Origin of the sequence: Nocardia salmonicida (assembly GCF_036142455.1) — a bacterium.
GTDB classification, from domain to species: Bacteria; Actinomycetota; Actinomycetes; order Mycobacteriales; family Mycobacteriaceae; genus Nocardia; species Nocardia salmonicida.
Genome location: NZ_CP108014.1, coordinates 1,498,448 through 1,514,358, shown reverse-complemented (window position 1 = coordinate 1,514,358; position 15,911 = coordinate 1,498,448). Strand labels below are relative to the sequence as shown.

The 15,911-nt window shown below is 67.1% G+C and carries 16 protein-coding genes and 2 pseudogenes; 7 read left to right on the top strand and 11 right to left on the bottom strand.

The window, feature by feature from the left end:
• The first annotated feature begins 196 nt into the window (after nucleotides 1-196).
• On the top strand, nucleotides 197-910 hold the full coding sequence (locus OHS03_RS07205; protein ID WP_328661738.1) for a cutinase family protein: 714 nt from the start codon (nucleotides 197-199) through the stop codon (nucleotides 908-910).
• 26 nt (nucleotides 911-936) lie between these two features.
• On the opposite strand, the gene OHS03_RS07200 is transcribed toward OHS03_RS07205, so the two are convergent.
• The 8 genes and pseudogenes from OHS03_RS07200 to OHS03_RS07165 form a co-directional block, all read right to left on the bottom strand.
• The gene (locus OHS03_RS07200; protein WP_328661735.1) at nucleotides 937-1,149 is read right to left on the bottom strand and encodes a hypothetical protein; all 213 of its coding nucleotides are present in this window, start codon (nucleotides 1,147-1,149) and stop codon (nucleotides 937-939) included.
• A 3-nt stretch (nucleotides 1,150-1,152) separates the two neighbouring features.
• Nucleotides 1,153-2,331, bottom strand: coding sequence for a glycerate kinase (locus OHS03_RS07195; protein ID WP_328661733.1), 1,179 nt, complete (start codon nucleotides 2,329-2,331; stop codon nucleotides 1,153-1,155).
• Between the two features lie 15 nt (nucleotides 2,332-2,346).
• Entirely contained in the window at nucleotides 2,347-3,144 is a 798-nt protein-coding gene (locus OHS03_RS07190; RefSeq protein WP_063003930.1) for an ABC transporter ATP-binding protein, read from the bottom strand.
• A gap of 17 nt (nucleotides 3,145-3,161) precedes the next feature.
• Nucleotides 3,162-3,458, bottom strand: coding sequence for a hypothetical protein (locus OHS03_RS07185; RefSeq protein ID WP_328664540.1), 297 nt, complete (start codon nucleotides 3,456-3,458; stop codon nucleotides 3,162-3,164).
• Nucleotides 3,459-3,461: 3 nt separating this feature from the next.
• Nucleotides 3,462-3,641, bottom strand: a pseudogene (locus tag OHS03_RS07180) (ABC transporter substrate-binding protein); the annotation flags it as partial.
• Nucleotides 3,642-3,723: 82 nt separating this feature from the next.
• A pseudogene (locus OHS03_RS07175) lies at nucleotides 3,724-4,062 on the bottom strand (ABC transporter substrate-binding protein); the annotation flags it as partial.
• 155 nt (nucleotides 4,063-4,217) lie between these two features.
• Nucleotides 4,218-5,090, bottom strand: coding sequence for an ABC transporter permease (locus OHS03_RS07170; protein ID WP_062981989.1), 873 nt, complete (start codon nucleotides 5,088-5,090; stop codon nucleotides 4,218-4,220).
• A 126-nt stretch (nucleotides 5,091-5,216) separates the two neighbouring features.
• Nucleotides 5,217-6,257, bottom strand: coding sequence for a LacI family DNA-binding transcriptional regulator (locus tag OHS03_RS07165; RefSeq protein WP_062981991.1), 1,041 nt, complete (start codon nucleotides 6,255-6,257; stop codon nucleotides 5,217-5,219).
• 174 nt (nucleotides 6,258-6,431) lie between these two features.
• On the opposite strand from OHS03_RS07165, the gene OHS03_RS07160 reads away from it, so the two are divergent.
• The 4 genes from OHS03_RS07160 to OHS03_RS07145 all read left to right on the top strand — a co-directional run bounded on the left by OHS03_RS07160 (nucleotide 6,432) and on the right by OHS03_RS07145 (nucleotide 10,852).
• The gene (locus OHS03_RS07160) at nucleotides 6,432-7,598 is read left to right on the top strand and encodes a Gfo/Idh/MocA family protein (protein ID WP_328661730.1); all 1,167 of its coding nucleotides are present in this window, start codon (nucleotides 6,432-6,434) and stop codon (nucleotides 7,596-7,598) included.
• Nucleotides 7,595-8,785: a dihydrodipicolinate synthase family protein gene (locus tag OHS03_RS07155; protein ID WP_328661729.1), complete on the top strand. Its 1,191-nt coding sequence runs from the start codon at nucleotides 7,595-7,597 to the stop codon at nucleotides 8,783-8,785. The genes OHS03_RS07160 and OHS03_RS07155 overlap by 4 nt, the downstream gene beginning before the upstream one ends.
• On the top strand, nucleotides 8,782-9,654 hold the full coding sequence (locus OHS03_RS07150; RefSeq protein WP_328661726.1) for a sugar phosphate isomerase/epimerase family protein: 873 nt from the start codon (nucleotides 8,782-8,784) through the stop codon (nucleotides 9,652-9,654). The genes OHS03_RS07155 and OHS03_RS07150 overlap by 4 nt, the downstream gene beginning before the upstream one ends.
• Before the next feature lie 97 nt (nucleotides 9,655-9,751).
• Nucleotides 9,752-10,852 carry a saccharopine dehydrogenase family protein gene (locus OHS03_RS07145; protein ID WP_328661724.1) on the top strand — a complete coding sequence of 367 codons (1,101 nt, stop codon included), beginning with the start codon at nucleotides 9,752-9,754 and terminating at the stop codon, nucleotides 10,850-10,852.
• A 13-nt stretch (nucleotides 10,853-10,865) separates the two neighbouring features.
• Here OHS03_RS07145 and OHS03_RS07140 read toward each other — a convergent pair whose 3' ends face one another.
• The 3 genes from OHS03_RS07140 to OHS03_RS07130 all read right to left on the bottom strand — a co-directional run bounded on the left by OHS03_RS07140 (nucleotide 10,866) and on the right by OHS03_RS07130 (nucleotide 13,631).
• The gene (locus OHS03_RS07140) at nucleotides 10,866-11,444 is read right to left on the bottom strand and encodes a hypothetical protein (protein ID WP_328661721.1); all 579 of its coding nucleotides are present in this window, start codon (nucleotides 11,442-11,444) and stop codon (nucleotides 10,866-10,868) included.
• 182 nt (nucleotides 11,445-11,626) lie between these two features.
• Nucleotides 11,627-12,991 (bottom strand): hydroxysqualene dehydroxylase HpnE, encoded by a 1,365-nt coding sequence (hpnE, locus tag OHS03_RS07135; protein WP_328661719.1) that lies wholly within the window; start codon nucleotides 12,989-12,991, stop codon nucleotides 11,627-11,629.
• 73 nt (nucleotides 12,992-13,064) lie between these two features.
• Entirely contained in the window at nucleotides 13,065-13,631 is a 567-nt protein-coding gene (locus OHS03_RS07130; protein ID WP_063003809.1) for a hemerythrin domain-containing protein, read from the bottom strand.
• 203 nt (nucleotides 13,632-13,834) lie between these two features.
• On the opposite strand from OHS03_RS07130, the gene OHS03_RS07125 reads away from it, so the two are divergent.
• Together OHS03_RS07125 and OHS03_RS07120 are read left to right on the top strand one after the other, a co-directional pair.
• Nucleotides 13,835-15,199, top strand: a complete 1,365-nt coding sequence (locus tag OHS03_RS07125) for an MFS transporter (protein ID WP_062982006.1) — start codon at nucleotides 13,835-13,837, stop codon at nucleotides 15,197-15,199.
• A gap of 46 nt (nucleotides 15,200-15,245) precedes the next feature.
• Nucleotides 15,246-15,905 carry a response regulator transcription factor gene (locus tag OHS03_RS07120; RefSeq protein WP_056820966.1) on the top strand — a complete coding sequence of 220 codons (660 nt, stop codon included), beginning with the start codon at nucleotides 15,246-15,248 and terminating at the stop codon, nucleotides 15,903-15,905.
• The last annotated feature ends 6 nt before the right edge of the window (nucleotides 15,906-15,911 follow it).

Here is a 15,911-nt window from a genome sequence, read left to right as displayed (position 1 = left end):
GGTGCTCGATTCGAGTCTCAACCCGCAATAACCGAAAGTCCTCACCCCTTTGGGATGAGATCGCCGAGGGGTTGGTCGTGATGCCTGCTACCGATCACCCCGATCCGAAAAGGCTCGACGACGTCGGCGGAACCGCGTCCTGACCGAACAGTTCGAAACCGCTGAATGCGGCCTGTGGGCGCAATACAGTGGCCGGGTGCGTGGACAATGTCGAATTCTGCTGTGTTCGACCGCAGCAGTCACCGCAGCACTAGCGCTGCCTACCCTCCCGATTGCGGCAGCCGAGCCGGCCCCCCAGCCCGACGGCTGCGCGGAGGTCCGGGTCGTCACCGTGCGGGGCACCCTCGAACCGCAGTTCGGCAGCCTCCTGCTCACTCCACTGGGCGGGCGGATCGCCCAGGAATCCGGCCGCCGCACCACAGTGACCGAACTCGAGTATCCGGCCTCGACGGCCCCCGACAGCGCCGTGCGCGGTGTCGAGAATCTGACCGCGCTGCTGAACGAGACCGCCGCCGCGTGCCCTGACCAGCGGCTCGTCCTACTCGGCTACTCCCAAGGTGCGCGCGTTATCGGCAACTCCCTCGCCGCGCGAACCGCGTTGACAGACCAGGCGGCCGCGCGAATCGACGCCATCGCACTGTTCGGTAGCCCTCTGTTCAACGGCGCAGAGCCCTACAACCGTGGCAACTTCGATCCGGCCCTGTCCGGGACCGGTGCGCTGCGCGGCGGCGCGCTCACCGAATTCGCCGACCGCCTGCGCGACTTCTGCAATGCCGGTGACCGCGTCTGCCAGGGCGGCGACCCGGCCGCCGGGTTCGGAAATGCCGCGAGCTACGGCCATGTCGCGTACTTCCTCAACGACACCCGCGACCACGCCGCGGCATTCGTCGTCGGACAGCTCGGCGGATAGCCGGCCGCGCCGTCACCGAGTCCGGGTTATCGGTTCAGGCACACCATGACGAGCAGCGGACCATACCGATTCTCGGCACTGCCCGCCGCGACCAACAGGCCGCCGACCGGGCTGCAGAGCACGTCCAGACTCGACGAGCCGCTGTCTGCCACCGGCTGCTGGGCATGCGCGGAGCTCGCGCCGACGGCGGATGCGAGCAAGAAGAGAGCGAGGGCGGACGACGCCACGAGCTTGTTCATGGCTCAACCGTGCCGTGCGTCCTCGCGCCGCGCACGCCCCGAATTGCTGGGGCGCGCAACGGGAACCGCCGACACGGCTGTGGCGCGGCCGATCTGGCGGCCGATCCGGGTCAGCAGCTGTCGAGTCAGTTCGGGGTCACCGGCGGTATCCCTGATGGTGTAGTCACCGAGGGAATAGATGCCGGTGAATCCCGCCGCGTCCCATCGATCCGGGGACAACGTGCTCCGACCCGCTACGGCGACCACCGGAACAGGGTGGGCGCGCCGGGCCAGAACCGCAGGCAGTTTTCCGTTCGCTGTCTGCTCATCGATACTTCCCTCCCCGGTGATCACCAGGTCGAAACCGGGCAGGTGCCGATCGAACTCGAACAATTCGAGGAAGAACTCGGCGCCGGACACGATCGTGCCGCCGAGCAAGAGCGCGGCGAAACCGATCCCACCCGCGCTGCCCGCCCCGGCGGCGGCCGCGACAGCCATCGCGTCCGGGTAGCCACTACGGCCGAACGCTCGGACGAGATTCTTCAGAGCGGCGTCGAGGAACGCCACCTCGGCGTCGGTCGCCCCCTTCTGCGGCCCGTATACGGCCGCCGCACCGTCCGGTCCGAGCAAGGGATTGGTGACATCACTGGCGATCACGATGTCGACCCCGGTCAGCCTCACCGCCCGGGAACAGTCGACGGTGTGGACGCGGGCCGCATTCCGTCCGCACGCGCGCAGTTGCCGACCGTTGGCATCGACGAAGGTGAAGCCGAGCGCGGCGAGCAGTCCCATTCCACCGTCGGTGCTGGCACTGCCACCGAGGGCCAGCACCAGCCGCCGCGGCCGAAACCGCAAAGCTTGCGAGATGGCCTGTCCCATCCCGAGACTGCTCGCATCCAGCGGCAGCAGGCGACCGCTCGGCAGGGTGGCGAAGCCGCAGGTACCGGCGACCTCGACCACGGCGGTGCCGCCGGCGACCGCGATCCGCCCGTACCTCGGGGTACCAGCGGCCCCGGCCACCGTCACCGGATGAGCAGCGAAACCGGCCGCTATCGCGGCGTCTACGCTCCCGTCACCGCCGTCGGCCAGCGGCATTCGATGACTGTCGACGCCCGCCGACGCCAAGCCCTCCGCCAACCGGTCGGCCACCTCGGCGGCGGTCAGGCTTCCTTTGAATTTGTCCGGGGCAACCAGAACCCTCACGCGAATGACTTCCTATCAGTCCGCTTGCGCCACCGAGCCGAGCAGATCCCGGACCCGGTTGGCGACCGTGATGAATTCCGGCGTCTCCATCGTCGTGGCGTAGTCCCGGTGCGCGGGCAGGTCGACGTCGAGCAATTCGATGATCCGGCCCGGCCGCGGACTCATCACCACCACGCGATTGGCGAGATACACGGCCTCGGCCACCGAATGGGTGACCAGCAGTACCGTGGTGCCCGTTTCCCGCCAGATCCGATGCAGCTCGACGTTCATCCGTTCCCTGGTGAGCGCGTCGAGTGCGCCGAACGGCTCGTCCATCAGCAGCACTTCCGGTTCGTGCAGCAGGGCCCGGCACAGCGAAACCCGTTGCTGCATACCACCGGAGAGTTCGTGCGGTAGGGCGTTCTCGAACCCGCTGAGTCCGGTCATCTCGATCAGACGCGCGCATTCGGCCTCGGCGGCTCGCTTGTTCATGCCCCGCATCTCGGCTTGGAGCAGGATGTTCTTGCGGACGGTCCGCCATTCCAGCAGTGCGGCTCGCTGGAAGACGTAGCCGATATTGCGCTGCGGCCCGCGCACGGGGGCGCCGCGGAGTTCGACGCTGCCCCCGCTCGCTTCGGTAAGACCGGCAACGACTTTCAGCAGCGTCGACTTGCCGCAGCCCGACGGGCCGACAATCGACACGAATTCGCCGGGGCGGACCTGGAGATCCACATTGTGCAGGGCGGTGACCTCGCCGCGTTTGGACGCGAACCGTACGGTCAGATCATCGACCGCGACTGCGGTATCGGTGTGGGCGATGGTGGGTGTGCTCATATCGTCACCTGTTCCGGTCACGGCTTGCTGGTCGGCGTGAATTTCGAGTCCCAATACTTGGCCGGGTCCTCGGCTTTGTCGAGGAGCTTCGCCTGGCTGAGAACCGCGACCGTGGCGCGCCAATTCGCTTCGACATTGGTTCCCGGCGCCTTTCCCGCGGTTTCCGGGGTGCTCAGCAGCGGGATGGTCTGCTGCCACTGCTGCAGCAGTACCTGCTGCGGCGGCAGTTGCGGATCCTTGCCTTCCATCGCCGCGACGGCGGCCTCAGGCTTGGCGACCGCGGCGGCGAAGGCCTCACTCGTCGCGTCCACCATGGCCTGTACCAGCTTGGGCGAGGACTCGATGGTGGCCTGGTTGGCGATCAGGCCGTTGCTGAAGAAGTTCAGCCCCTGGTCCGAATACCGAAGGTAGCGAACCTCTTTGCCGCTCTTGTTCGCGATGGTGGGGCCCTGGTCGTGCGCGAAGCCGATCAGCCCGTCGACGCGACCCGAGAGCATCGCCGACATTGCCCGCCGAGTCGAGGCTCTGCTGGGTCACCTGATCAGCCGGGACGCCCGCCTTGTCCAGATAGACCGGGAAGGTGGTGGTCGGCGCGTCGCCCGCGGAGACGGCGATGGTCTTGCCCGCCAGATCGGCCGGCGTCCGAATATTCGAATCGGCGAACACCTGCACCGCCGACGGCGTGGTCTGCAGGAAGACGCCGACGCTCTTGATCTTGACGCCCTTGTCGATATTGCTGAGGACGGCCGGGGTATCGGCCCAGCCGAAGTCGGTCTGCTTGGAACCGGTGGCCTGCGCGGTCTTGGTCGAGCCCTGCCCGGCCGAGATCTTCAGGTCGATGCCGTGCTTGGCGAAGATGCCTTCTTGCACCCCGTAATAGAACGGGGCGTGCTCGCCGTAGGGGTACCAGTTGAGCATCAGCGACACCGCGGTGGTCTTCCCGTCGGTCCCGGGATCCTTGGCCTCGTTGCCGCCGCCTCCGCAGCCGGTCGATACCACCATCGAGGCCACCGCGGCGGCGCCGATCATCGTGAGTGTGCGAGTTCGGAATTTCATGCGAGTTCTCCAGTTGCTCATGCGCCACCGACGACCGAGGCCGTGGATCGACGGGAGGCGTGCCATGGGATGAGGAACTGCTCGGCGATTTCGATGATCGCGAACAGGATGATGCCCAGCATGGACATGATGATCAGGGCGGCGAACAGCATCGCCGTGTCGATATTTCCGTTGGCTTGCAGGATCACGTAGCCGAGTCCCTCGTTGGCGCCGACGAATTCGCCGACGACGGCGCCGGTGACCGCGAGGGTGGCGGCGATCTTGAGCCCGGACATCAGTTGCGGCAGCGATGCGGGAAAGCGCACCTTCACGAAGGTCTTCCAATTGCTCGCGCCCATGGTGGAGGTGAGTTCGAGGATTTCCGGATCCACCGAGCGAAGCCCGGCCATGCCGGAGATGACGATCGGGAAGAACGCCATCAGCACGGCCACCAGGATCTTGGGACTGGTGCCGAAGCCGAGCCAGACGATGAACAGAGGTGCGATCGCGATTTTCGGGATCACCTGGGCGAAGAGGATGAGCGGATACATCGTTCGCTCGATGCCGCGTGAGTAGATCATCACCAGGGCGACGGCTTCGCCGATCAGCGCGGCGATGACGAACCCGACCACGGTCTCGTAGGTGGTGACCCAGGTGTTCTCGAGCAGGTAGGTCGAGTTGTCGACGGTGGTGCGCCAGGTATCCGCCGGCGACGGCAGGATGTAGGGCTCGACGAGCTCGAACTTCGTGACGGCCCACCATGCGGCGATGAGCGCTACCACCAGAGCGAGCGGCCGCCACACGGTCGACCACAGAGTGGCGAGGGATGGGAGCTTTCGGCGCCGAGTGCGGACGGGTTGCGTCGCTTTCGGCGCGGAGGAACTGGCCTCGACGGACGTGATTACCGCCATCTGGAGTCCTAAAGCTAGTAGTGGAGCGGGGTTCGAACTGCACCCGCTGGGAATGCGCTTTCCGAAGCTGGGACCGAGGCTAGTGTGACCGGCCACACAGTGTCAAGGGTTTCGAATTGTCGCAGGTCAGGCAGGCCGAAAAACGGTGCTGTCGCGCAGGATCACGCGACCGGGCGCGAATTCGTGTGCCTGCGAGGCCGTTGCCGAGTCGTCGAGCGCGAGCGCGACGGCGCGCTCGCCGATGTCGACCAGCGACAGCGCGACGGTCGACAGGCCGGGCACGTGGTCACGCAGCGTCGGGATATCGTCGAACCCGGCAACGCAGACGTCGTCGGGGACCGCGAGGCCGAGCTCACGCCATGCCGCGATCGCCCCGATCGCCATCACGTCGCTCACGGCGAAGACACAGGGCGCGGCGGTGTCGACCTGGCCGGGACGCAGTTCCAACGCCGCGGAGAGGCGCCGAGCGGCGCTGAAACCACCGTCACGGGAGAAGTCGCCCGCGATCTCCACCAGCGGCGTCACGCCCTGCGTCGCGAGCGCTTCGACGAAGCCGTTGCGCCGGTCGACAGCGGTTCTGATGTGGCCGGGCCCGCCGATGAGGGCGAAGTCCCGGTGCCCCTGCGCGAGTAGCGCATGCGCCAATTCCGCTGATGCCACCCGGTTTTCGGGCTCCACGGCCGCACCGAAGGACAGCGGCTGGCCGATCACGACCACCTTGCCGCAGTTGTCCAGATACCGCGCGCATTCCTTCTCGAGATCGCGGTCGAGATCGCCGCTCTGGCGTGAACCGGCCAGGATGATCGCATCGGCGCGGTGCGAGATGAAGGTGCTCACGGATTCGCGTTCGATATCGAAATCGCGTTGCGTGCTGGCCAGCAGGACGAGCTTGCCCGCCCGGCGCGCCGCCGTCTGCACACCCTGCACGATCGAGGAGAAGTAGGGATCGGCGATATCGTGCACGACCAGTCCGATGAGCCCGGTCGACGACCGCGCGAGCGCCTGGGCCTGCGCGTTTGCCACATAACCCAATTCGGCGGCGGCCGCGCGAACCCGGTCGGCGACGCCTTCGCCGGGCACCCGCGACGATCCGTTGAGCACGCGGGACGCGGTCGCCTGGGAGACGCCGGCCCGGGTCGCGACGTCTTGCAATCTCACAGCCGCCATGGCTTGGTGCCTCGTTCTCTCGGTGCGCGGGGGTTGACCGAACTTCGTGACTAGCATAGCTTGGAAAGCGCATTCCGACGCTGACTTGTCCACTCGATGTGTGCGGGTCCATCCGCACCGTCCACGACCCATTCTGCGGTCGTCAGCCACGCAAATCAGAAGAGGCACATACCAATGCCCGATTCCACCACTCCCCCGCGCACGCTCCGCATCGCCATGAACGGCGTCACCGGTCGCATGGGCTACCGCCAGCACCTGATGCGGTCGATCCTGCCGATCCGCGACGGCGGTGGCCTGCTGCTCGCGGACGGCACCCGCGTCCAGGTCGAGCCGATCCTGGTCGGCCGCAATGCCGCCAAGCTGGCCGAACTCGCCGAAGAACACGGCATCGCCGAATGGAGCACCGACGCCGCCGCGGTGATCGCCGACCCGTCGATCGATATCTACTTCGACGCGCAGGTCACCTCGCGTCGCGCCGAGGCACTTACCGCGGCGATGAAGGCGGGCAAGCACGTCTTCACCGAGAAGCCGACCGCCGAAACACTGGCCGAGGCCGTCGAACTCGCCAGGGTCGCCGCGAACGCGGGCATCACCGCGGGGGTCGTGCACGACAAGCTCTACCTACCCGGCCTGGTGAAATTGCGCAGGCTCGTCGACGAAGGCTTCTTCGGTCGAATCCTCTCGCTGCGCGGCGAATTCGGTTACTGGGTCTTCGAGGGCGACGGTCAACCTGCCCAGCGACCCAGCTGGAACTATCGGGCCGAAGACGGCGGCGGCATCGTCGTGGACATGTTCTGTCACTGGAACTACGTGCTCGAGGGCCTGCTCGGCAAGATCGAGGCGGTCACCGCGAAGGCGACGACCCACATCCCCACCCGCTGGGACGAACAGCGCAAGCCCTATCCGGCCACCGCCGACGATGCCGCCTACGGGATCTTCGAGATGGAGAACGGCGTTGTCGCCCAGATCAATTCGTCGTGGGCGGTGCGCGTGTACCGCGATGAGCTCGTCGAGTTCCAGATCGACGGAACACACGGCTCCGCCGTCGCCGGGCTGCGCAAGTGCGTTGCCCAGCACCGCTCGCATACGCCCAAGCCGGTCTGGAATCCCGATCTCCCGGTCACCGAGCCGTTCCGCGATCAATGGCTGGAGGTCCCCGCGAACGCGGAGCTCGACAACGGCTTCAAGCTGCAGTGGGAGGAGTTCCTCGCCGACGTGGTGAACGAACGGCCGCACCGCTACGGGCTGCTGTCGGCCGCACGCGGGGTTCAGCTGGCCGAACTGGGACTGCGCAGCTCCGCCGAAGGCCGTCGGATCGAGATCCCGGAGGTCACGCTGTGACCGCGACATCCACGGGTGTGTCGGTGGTGCTGCCCATCGACGGCAGGCTCGAACCGTACGTTCTCGGGGCGCCAGGTGTGTGGACGCGACCGCAACGACCGATCACCTCGCGCGTGGCTTTCGCTGCCGCGCATGTGATTCCGCGTGCGACAGGCGACAACACGCCGGGCGCGCCCGCTGCCGTCGACTGGGAAGCGACGCTGGCCTACCGGCACGAATTGTGGTCCTACGGACTCGGTGTGGCCGATGCGATGGACACCGCACAGCGCGGGATGGGCCTGGACTGGCGGGCGACCGCGGAATTGATCCGCCGATCGGGCGGCGAGGCGGCCTCGGTGGGCGGCAGACTCGCCTGCGGTGCGGGAACCGATCAACTCGACCTCGCCGGACTCCCGTCCGGATCGGCGGGGCTGGCCAGGATCGTCGATGCCTACCGCGAGCAGATCGACGTGGTGACCGAGGCGGGCGCGCAGGTGATCCTGATGGCCTCGCGGGCACTCGTGCAGGTCGCGCAGTCGAGGGCCGACTACCTCCAGGTCTACGAGAAACTGCTGGCCGGTGTCGATCGTCCGGTGATCCTGCACTGGCTCGGCACCATGTTCGATCCCGCGCTGCACGGCTATTGGGGCAGCGCTGATATCGACACCGCCACCGAGACCTTCCGCACGCTCATCGAGAACAACAGGTCGAAGATCGACGGAGTCAAGGTCTCCCTGCTCGACGCGGAGCACGAGATCGCACTGCGACGCGCGCTGCCCGACGGGGTCCGGCTCTACACCGGCGACGATTTCAACTACCCCGAGCTGATCATCGGTGACGCACAGGGACATTCGGATGCCCTGCTCGGCATCTTCGCGGCGATCTACCCGGTCGCGTCCACCGCGTTGCAGGAACTCGACAACGGCAATGCGGCGCGCGCGTCGCAGATCCTCGGCGCCACACAGGAACTCGGGCGCCATATCTTCGCCGCACCGACGTACTACTACAAGACGGGGATCGCGTTCCTGTCGTGGCTCAACGGTAAGCAAGCGGGCTTCTCGATGGTGGCGGGGCTGTCCACCGGTCGATCCGTGCCGCATCTGGCCGAATTGTTCCGGCTCGCGGACAAGGCCGGGCTGCTGTCGGACCCGGAACTGGCCGCGCACCGCATGCGGATCTACCTCGAACTGAACGGACTCGGCTCATGACATCGGTTGCGGCACAGCACATGCCATACGACCTGGCCGATCCGTATCGGTCGTTGTCGTTGAACACGGCGACGACCAAGAGGTGGACCCTGGCCGAGGCGGTGGACGGGGCAGCCCGCGCCGGGCTGGGCGCGGTCGGACTGTGGCGCGACCGGGTCGACGAGATCGGGGTCGCCGCGGCGGCGAAGATCGTCGCCGACGCGGGGTTGCGGGTGTCCAGTCTGTGCCGCGGCGGCTTCCTGACCGAGCCGGGCGACGGCCGGGCGGCACTCGACGACAACCGCCGCGCCATCGACGACGCCGCGACACTGGCCACGCGCGAACTGGTCATGGTGATGGGCGGCATTCCCGACCGCGACCTCGCCGCCGCGCGGGCACGGGTCGAAGAGCGGCTCGCCGTGCTGGTTCCGTATGCCGCCGAACGCGGCGTGCGCATCGCCCTGGAGCCGCTGCACCCGATGTTCTGCGCGGACCGTGCGGTGATTTCCACACTGGCACAGGCATTGTCGATGGCGCAGCGGTATTCGGCGCAGACCGTGGGTGTCGTGGTCGACACCTTCCATCTCTGGTGGGATCCGACCCTGGAACAACAGATCGCCCACGCCGGCGCGTCCGGGCGGATCAGCTCGTATCAGGTGTGTGACTGGTTGAACCCGATGACCGCCGATCCGCTGTTGTCGCGGGGCATGATGGGCGAGGGCGTCATCGACTTCGCGACTATCGGTCGGTGGGTTCGCAGCGCCGGGTACCGCGGCGACGTCGAGGTCGAAATCTTCAATGCCGCGGTCTGGGCCGCCGACGGCCACGAAGTGATCGAGACGATGAAACAGCGCTACCGAGATCTGGTCCTTCCGTCCCTGGTGGGCTGAACTGGACGCGGGCGCATTTTCGGTCGGCTGGAAACTCCCATCGACACGGGTAGGTCGGTAACGTTGGCAAGTGGCCAACTACGAGGAGACGACGGCGATGCCGAAGATTGTTTTGTTCGGGGCAACCGGGTACACCGGACGCCTGACAGCCGAAGTCCTCACCGCACGCGGCGCTTCGCCGGTGCTGGCGGGACGCAACGGGGCCGCGCTCGACAAGCTCGCCGCCGACCTCGGCGGGGCGCAGACCGCGGTCGCCGACGTCACCGACCCTGCTTCCGTGCGGGCTCTGCTCGGTCGCGGCGATGTTCTGGTGACGACGGTCGGCCCGTTCCTGCGCCACGGCCGTCCAGCGCTGGACGCGGCGATCGCCGCCGGCGCGCACTACGTCGACTCCACCGGCGAAGGTCCCTTCATCCGCACCGTGTTCGAGCACGACGAGCAAGCCCGCGCGGTCGGGTCAGGTCTGCTGAGCGCGTTCGGGTTCGACTACGTGCCGGGCAATCTGGCCGCCGGGCTGGCCTTGCGTGAGGCGCCGACCGCTGTTCGTGTCGACGTCGGCTACTTCATGGAGAAGCCGAGTACCAGTGGCGGGACCCGCGCGTCCATGGCGGGAATGTTGTTCGAACCCGGCTTCGCCCTGCGCGCCGGTCAGGTCGTCGCGCAGCGCACCGGCGCACGTCTGCGTTCCTTCGATGTGGCGGGAAAGAGCCTGACCGGTACCTCGATCCCGGGCTCGGAGCATTTCGCGCTGACTCGCTCCTACCCGAACCTGCGTGAGGTCGACGTCTTCCTCGGCCTGCCTCCGCTTGCCGCACAGGGGTTGCGCGCGAGCTCGCGACTGACCGCGGTCGTCGCGAAGGTGCCGCCACTCAAGCGAGGACTCGACGAAGCCCTGGCCCGAATCGTCAAGGGCTCCACCGGCGGTCCCGGCACCGAGACTCGCGGCCGCAACCGCACCTGGGTCGTCGCCGAAGCGCGCGACGACGCCGGAAAGACTCTGGCGAGCGTCACCCTGGAGGGTGGCGACCCCTATGATTTCACCGCGGCGATCCTGGCCTGGGCGGCCGATACGGCGCTGGGTGGCGGCCTGCTCCGCTCCGGCGCGCTGGGCCCGGTCGACGCGTTCGGCCTCGACGCGCTCTACACCGCCGCCCTCGACGCGGGCTGGACCCGCCGCCCGGCCACCTCTGCGAGCTGAACGGGCCGTTCCGCTATTGCCGGGTTCTCGGTGCCGTGGGTGTCGCCGACGGAGTCCGTGCTTCGCTGCGATGCTGGTCCCACCAGGAGGGGCCGTCATCGTGGGAGGGGATCGGGTCCTTCGGCGGCATCGACGTGCTCGGTATGCCCAGGACCCGCAGTCGCCAGTCGTCCTCACGGATCGCGGCCACGATCCGGACGGGAACAACTGCCGTGAGCAGCAGGTAGTTACCCACGCAGATCATCAGACAGATCGGCGGAATGGACACCACGATCGCGGTCCCGAGGGTTCCCATCTCGATCGGATCGCGGGAGATGGCGAGGAGGTTTCCGCAGATACTGGACAGCACGGCGGCGACGAGCAGCAACTCGTAGACCCGCACCAGGGAGGTGGCCTTCTCGTCGCGGATACCTACCAGCGTGATGAAGGTGCAGGCGACCAGCGCGACGGTGAGACCGACCACCACCGGCCACAACCAGGTCAGGTGCTCGGCGACGCCCGCCACCCGCGCGAGGGTGGAGGTGAAGGTGAAGGATGCGATCGCGGCAGCGACAACCAACGCTGACCCTAAGCCCACTAGCAGCTTCGGCACCGTGACTGGAATAGGGCGGGGGAAAGGGTCCGTGTGGTCCATCAGGCTCCATCCTACGGTCTACGGTCACCAAACATGCACGCACTCAACAGAGTACGGGCACCCGCGCCACAAGACGCCGTAGAAACCGCCACGGGGCGGTCACCCGCCGCCGCACACCCCTCCCCCGACGCCCACAGGGTCTACTTCGACGGCCCCAGAAGCGCTTCGACGGCACGCTCGGCGCTCTGGACGGCGCTTTCCATCGTGGCCGACCAGTCGGTGCGAGTCCAGTCGCCGGCGAGCATCAGATTCGGGACCGAGGTGCGCTGCCCGGGGCGCAGATCGTCGGTGCCGAGAACCTGCGAGAAGGTCGCCTTCGGCATCTTCACCACATGGCCGGTCACGACTTTCGCGTCGGCGGCTTCCGGGTAGTAGCGGCGGATGAGATCCATCTGCTCGGTGACGATCTCGTCGTTGCTCTTGTGGATCTGCTCGTAGGCGCCACTGGTGGTCAGGCAGTACAGCCAGGTTCCGTCGGGGGTGCGGTTGTGCATGCGCTGACGGTCGAAGACCTGATCGATCACACCGGTGCCGCCGATGAGCGCCTCCATGGCCGACTTCGTCTTCAGCGGCCGGTCCAGATACAGGTTCGTGCTCACGATCGGAGTGACGCCCAGTTTGTCTGCGGCGGCATAGATGTCGGCATGCTCGGGCAGGTCGTCGAGGAGGCCGCCGATAGTGGAGTTCGGGACGGCACAGATCACCGCGTCGGCCTCGATCACCGAGCCGTCCGCCAGCTGCACACCGGTCGCCTTACCGTCGACGATCACGACCTTGCGGGCCACCGCCCGATAGCGCACGTCGACCCCATAGCGCTCGAAGACCTTCTTCGCCCCGTCGATATAGAGGGTGTCCAGGTCCACGGTGGGATAGCCGATCGTGACCCCCGACCGGTCCTGCATCCCGATCCGAACCCCGGTAGCGAGCACATCGGCGAACACCTTCGCCGACTCGATGTGCACCGGCTCCGCCGCGATGCCGAGTGCGAGCCAATCCCACAGGGCCTCACGGGCTTTCGCGGGCATGCCGACGCGCTGGAACCACTGTTCGGTGGTGATGTCGGCGAGGTCCTTCGGCTGCCACAGCGCCTGACGAACCAACTGCAGCGCCGACCGCAACGCACGCAGCTTCTCGAGCGGGCTCGCGTCGGGATGGGCGCCCATCAGCGTGCGCCAGGCCCCGAACCCCTTGGTGTACAACATCACCGCGCGCCCACCCGGCCAGCGCAGACTCCCCGCGCCGGGAAACTCCACGTACTGGCGGGTGCCGACGCTGTCGAGGTACCGCCACAGGCTGCGATATCCGCTGGCCACCACGTGCTGGCCGTTGTCGGGGAGATCGTTCACCTCGGCGACGTGCATGGCCTGCGTGCGTCCACCCAATCGGGCGCGCCGCTCCAGCAGGGTCACTTGTTTGCCTGCCTCCGCCAGCCACACCGCGGCGGCCAGGCCCGCCAGGCCTCCCCCGATGACGACGAACCGACGAGGGTCATGTGCATCCACCATTGATGCAATGTATCGCTAACTCTCTCTTTGCATCACGGAATGGCCGGTTCGGACCGGCCGCCCGCACCGATGGTCAGTTCTGTTTCAGGCTGCCCACCGTGAGCGATCCGCTCGCCGGGGTTTGCCCCTTCTCCGCCGCGCGGACGTAGCTGTCGGGATCCTTGTCGACAGCCCGCACGCCGGCATAGTTGCGGGCTTCGTAGGTGGCGAAGGTGACGGCGAGCTGATGGCGCTGCGACAGTCCGGCCAGGCGCCGGAAGTCGGTGAGGCCCTCGCGTTCCTCCTCGGCCATGTGGTCGCTGTTGGCGAGGTTGGCTGCCGCCACGGCGGCGTACCAGTCGTCGGTACCGACTCCATGACGCGCTACGTCGGCCACCGCGTCCCTGATGTCGTTGTGGTCATGGATGGCGTCGAGCGTCTCGTCCTCCACCGCGCTCGTGCGTTTCGCCGCGATCCCCGTTTGCAGCAACGCGGGGTAGAAGATCTCCTCCTCTGCCTGCGCGTGGAGCTCCAGAAAGGCCGCGAGCCTGTCCCAGATCGCCGACAGCGCGCCGGTGTCCGTGCGGTTGATCTGTTCCAAGATCGCGAACAGTCGGCGCTGCTCGCGGTGGTCGTCGAGGATCAGCTCGGTAATGTCCACGATTCCTCCCTGATACGGCTTGCCAGGTCAGCGCCGACGTTAACGCACCGCCGCCGTGTGTGGTCCGCACCAGCCCGAGTCTCCGGCGCGGCGATCGTCCTAAGGGAAGGTTAGGAACCGCCCGTGTGGCTTCCTTCGACTTGTGACAGCCGACACAGTGGTCTCCGACGGCGCAATGCCGCGCCGATAGAGGAGGGTCCAAGGTGACAACGACACAGGCCGGTGGTGAACGGCGAGTAGTGGCGAACGTGCTGCGCGGCTCGATCGGCAATCTCGTCGAATGGTACGACTGGTACGTCTATGCCGCGTTCAGCGTGTACTTCGCGAAGGCGTTCTTCCCCGACGGCGACCCCACGGCGCAACTGCTGTCGACCGCGGCGGTGTTCGCGGTCGGGTTCATCATGCGCCCGATCGGCGGTTGGGCGCTCGGGCGCTACGCCGACCGGTTCGGCCGCCGCGCCGCCCTCACGCTCTCGGTGACGGTGATGGCCGCGGGTTCGCTGATGATCGCGGTGACACCCGGATTCCAGACCATCGGCATCGCGGCGCCGGTGTTGCTGCTCATGGCCCGGCTGCTGCAGGGACTGTCCGTGGGTGGCGAATACGCCACCAGCGCGACGTATCTGTCCGAGGTCGCGTCGCCGGGTCGACGTGGTTTCTACTCGAGCTTCCAGTACGTGACGCTGGTCGCGGGCCAGCTCGTCGCGCTCGGGGTGCAGATCGTGCTGCAGCAGGTGCTCTCGTCCGAGCAGATGTACAGCTGGGGTTGGCGCATTCCGTTCCTGATCGGCTCCGGTGGCGCGATCGTGGTGATGCTGCTGCGGCGCGGCATGGACGAATCGGACTCGTTCAAGGCCATGGAGAACACGAGTACGACCGGCGAGGCGACCGCGAGCAGCTCCCGCGGTTCGCTGCGGGTGCTGCTGCAATACCCCAGGGAATGTCTGCTGGTGGTGGGCCTGACCATGGGCGGAACCGTGGCCTTCTACACCTACACGACCTACATGCAGAAGTTCATGATCAATACCGCGGGCATCTCCAAGGACACCGTGGCCTGGATCAACTTCGTCGCGCTGCTGGTGTTCGTAGTGCTCCAGCCGATCGCGGGAGGTCTGTCGGACCGGATCGGGCGCCGCAAACTGCTCATCTTCTTCGGTGTCGCGGGCACGCTGCTGACGGTGCCGATCATGACCGCCCTCGCGCATACCTCCAACGCGCTCGCGGCCTTCGGCCTGATGATGGTCGCGCTGGTGATCGTCACCGGCTACACCTCGATCAACTCGATCGTGAAAGCCGAGCTGTTCCCCACCAAGATCCGTGCGCTCGGTGTGGGCCTGCCGTACGCGCTGACCGTCGCCGTGTTCGGTGGTACCGCCGAGATGATCGCCCTCGCTCTGAAGAAGGCCGACCTGGAGTCCCTGTACTTCTTCTACGTCGCCGGATGTATCGCCGTCTCGCTGGTCACCTACTACTTCATGCGGGAGACGTCGGCCGAGTCGACCATCGATGCCGAAGCCGTCGTCGATGCGGTCGAGCCGGAGCCGACGATGGCCACCGTGCGTGGCTGACCGTCCGGAGCACGCGCCGGTCCTCGGGCTATGGGAGGATCGGCGCGTGCGGCTGGCGGTGGTCGAGGACGACGACGGAGTGGGCGACGCCCTGGTAGAGGCGCTCACCGCGCGCGGCTACCGAGCCGAGCGCTTCCGCCGTGGGGCCGACTTGCTCATCGCCCACCGCGACTTCGACGCCGTGCTTCTCGACCTCGGCCTGCCCGATGCCGACGGGCTGCAGATCCTGCGACAGCTGCGCGAGATCAGCACCATCCCGGTGCTGATCCTGACCGCCCGCAGTGACGAACGCTCCATCGTGCGCGGCCTGCGTGGCGGAGCCGACGACTATGTGGTGAAGCCACCACGAATCGCCGAGCTGATGGCACGGCTGGAGACCGTGCTACGCCGCTCGGCGGCCGCCGCCGAGCAGGCGCGGACCGAAGTCGTCACCGGTGATGTCCGGGTGGATCTGCGCGCCCGGTCCGTCGAGGTGGCAGGCAGCCCGATCTCGCTCACCCAGAAGGAATTCGAGCTCGTCGAGGTGCTGGTGGAACGGCCCGGCGCCGCCGTGAGCAGGCAACAGCTCATGGACCGCATCTGGGGCGACGCGTTCGTGGCGGTCTCGCGATCGCTCGATGTCCACATGACCGGGCTGCGCGCCAAACTGAACCGGCCCGGACTCATCACCACCATCCGCGGCTACGGATATCGGTGGGGCGCGTGAGGGCCG

Coding starts and splice junctions, on each gene's coding strand:
- OHS03_RS07150 (WP_328661726.1), top strand. CDS start 8,782: ATGACATCGGTTGCGGCACAGCACATGCCATACGACCTGGCCGATCCG.
- OHS03_RS07185 (WP_328664540.1), bottom strand. CDS start 3,458: ATGGTGGACGCGACGAGTGAGGCCTTCGCCGCCGCGGTCGCCAAGCCT.
- OHS03_RS07190 (WP_063003930.1), bottom strand. CDS start 3,144: ATGAGCACACCCACCATCGCCCACACCGATACCGCAGTCGCGGTCGAT.
- hpnE (WP_328661719.1), bottom strand. CDS start 12,991: ATGGTGGATGCACATGACCCTCGTCGGTTCGTCGTCATCGGGGGAGGC.
- OHS03_RS07165 (WP_062981991.1), bottom strand. CDS start 6,257: ATGGCGGCTGTGAGATTGCAAGACGTCGCGACCCGGGCCGGCGTCTCC.
- OHS03_RS07145 (WP_328661724.1), top strand. CDS start 9,752: ATGCCGAAGATTGTTTTGTTCGGGGCAACCGGGTACACCGGACGCCTG.
- OHS03_RS07200 (WP_328661735.1), bottom strand. CDS start 1,149: ATGAACAAGCTCGTGGCGTCGTCCGCCCTCGCTCTCTTCTTGCTCGCA.
- OHS03_RS07160 (WP_328661730.1), top strand. CDS start 6,432: ATGCCCGATTCCACCACTCCCCCGCGCACGCTCCGCATCGCCATGAAC.
- OHS03_RS07170 (WP_062981989.1), bottom strand. CDS start 5,090: ATGGCGGTAATCACGTCCGTCGAGGCCAGTTCCTCCGCGCCGAAAGCG.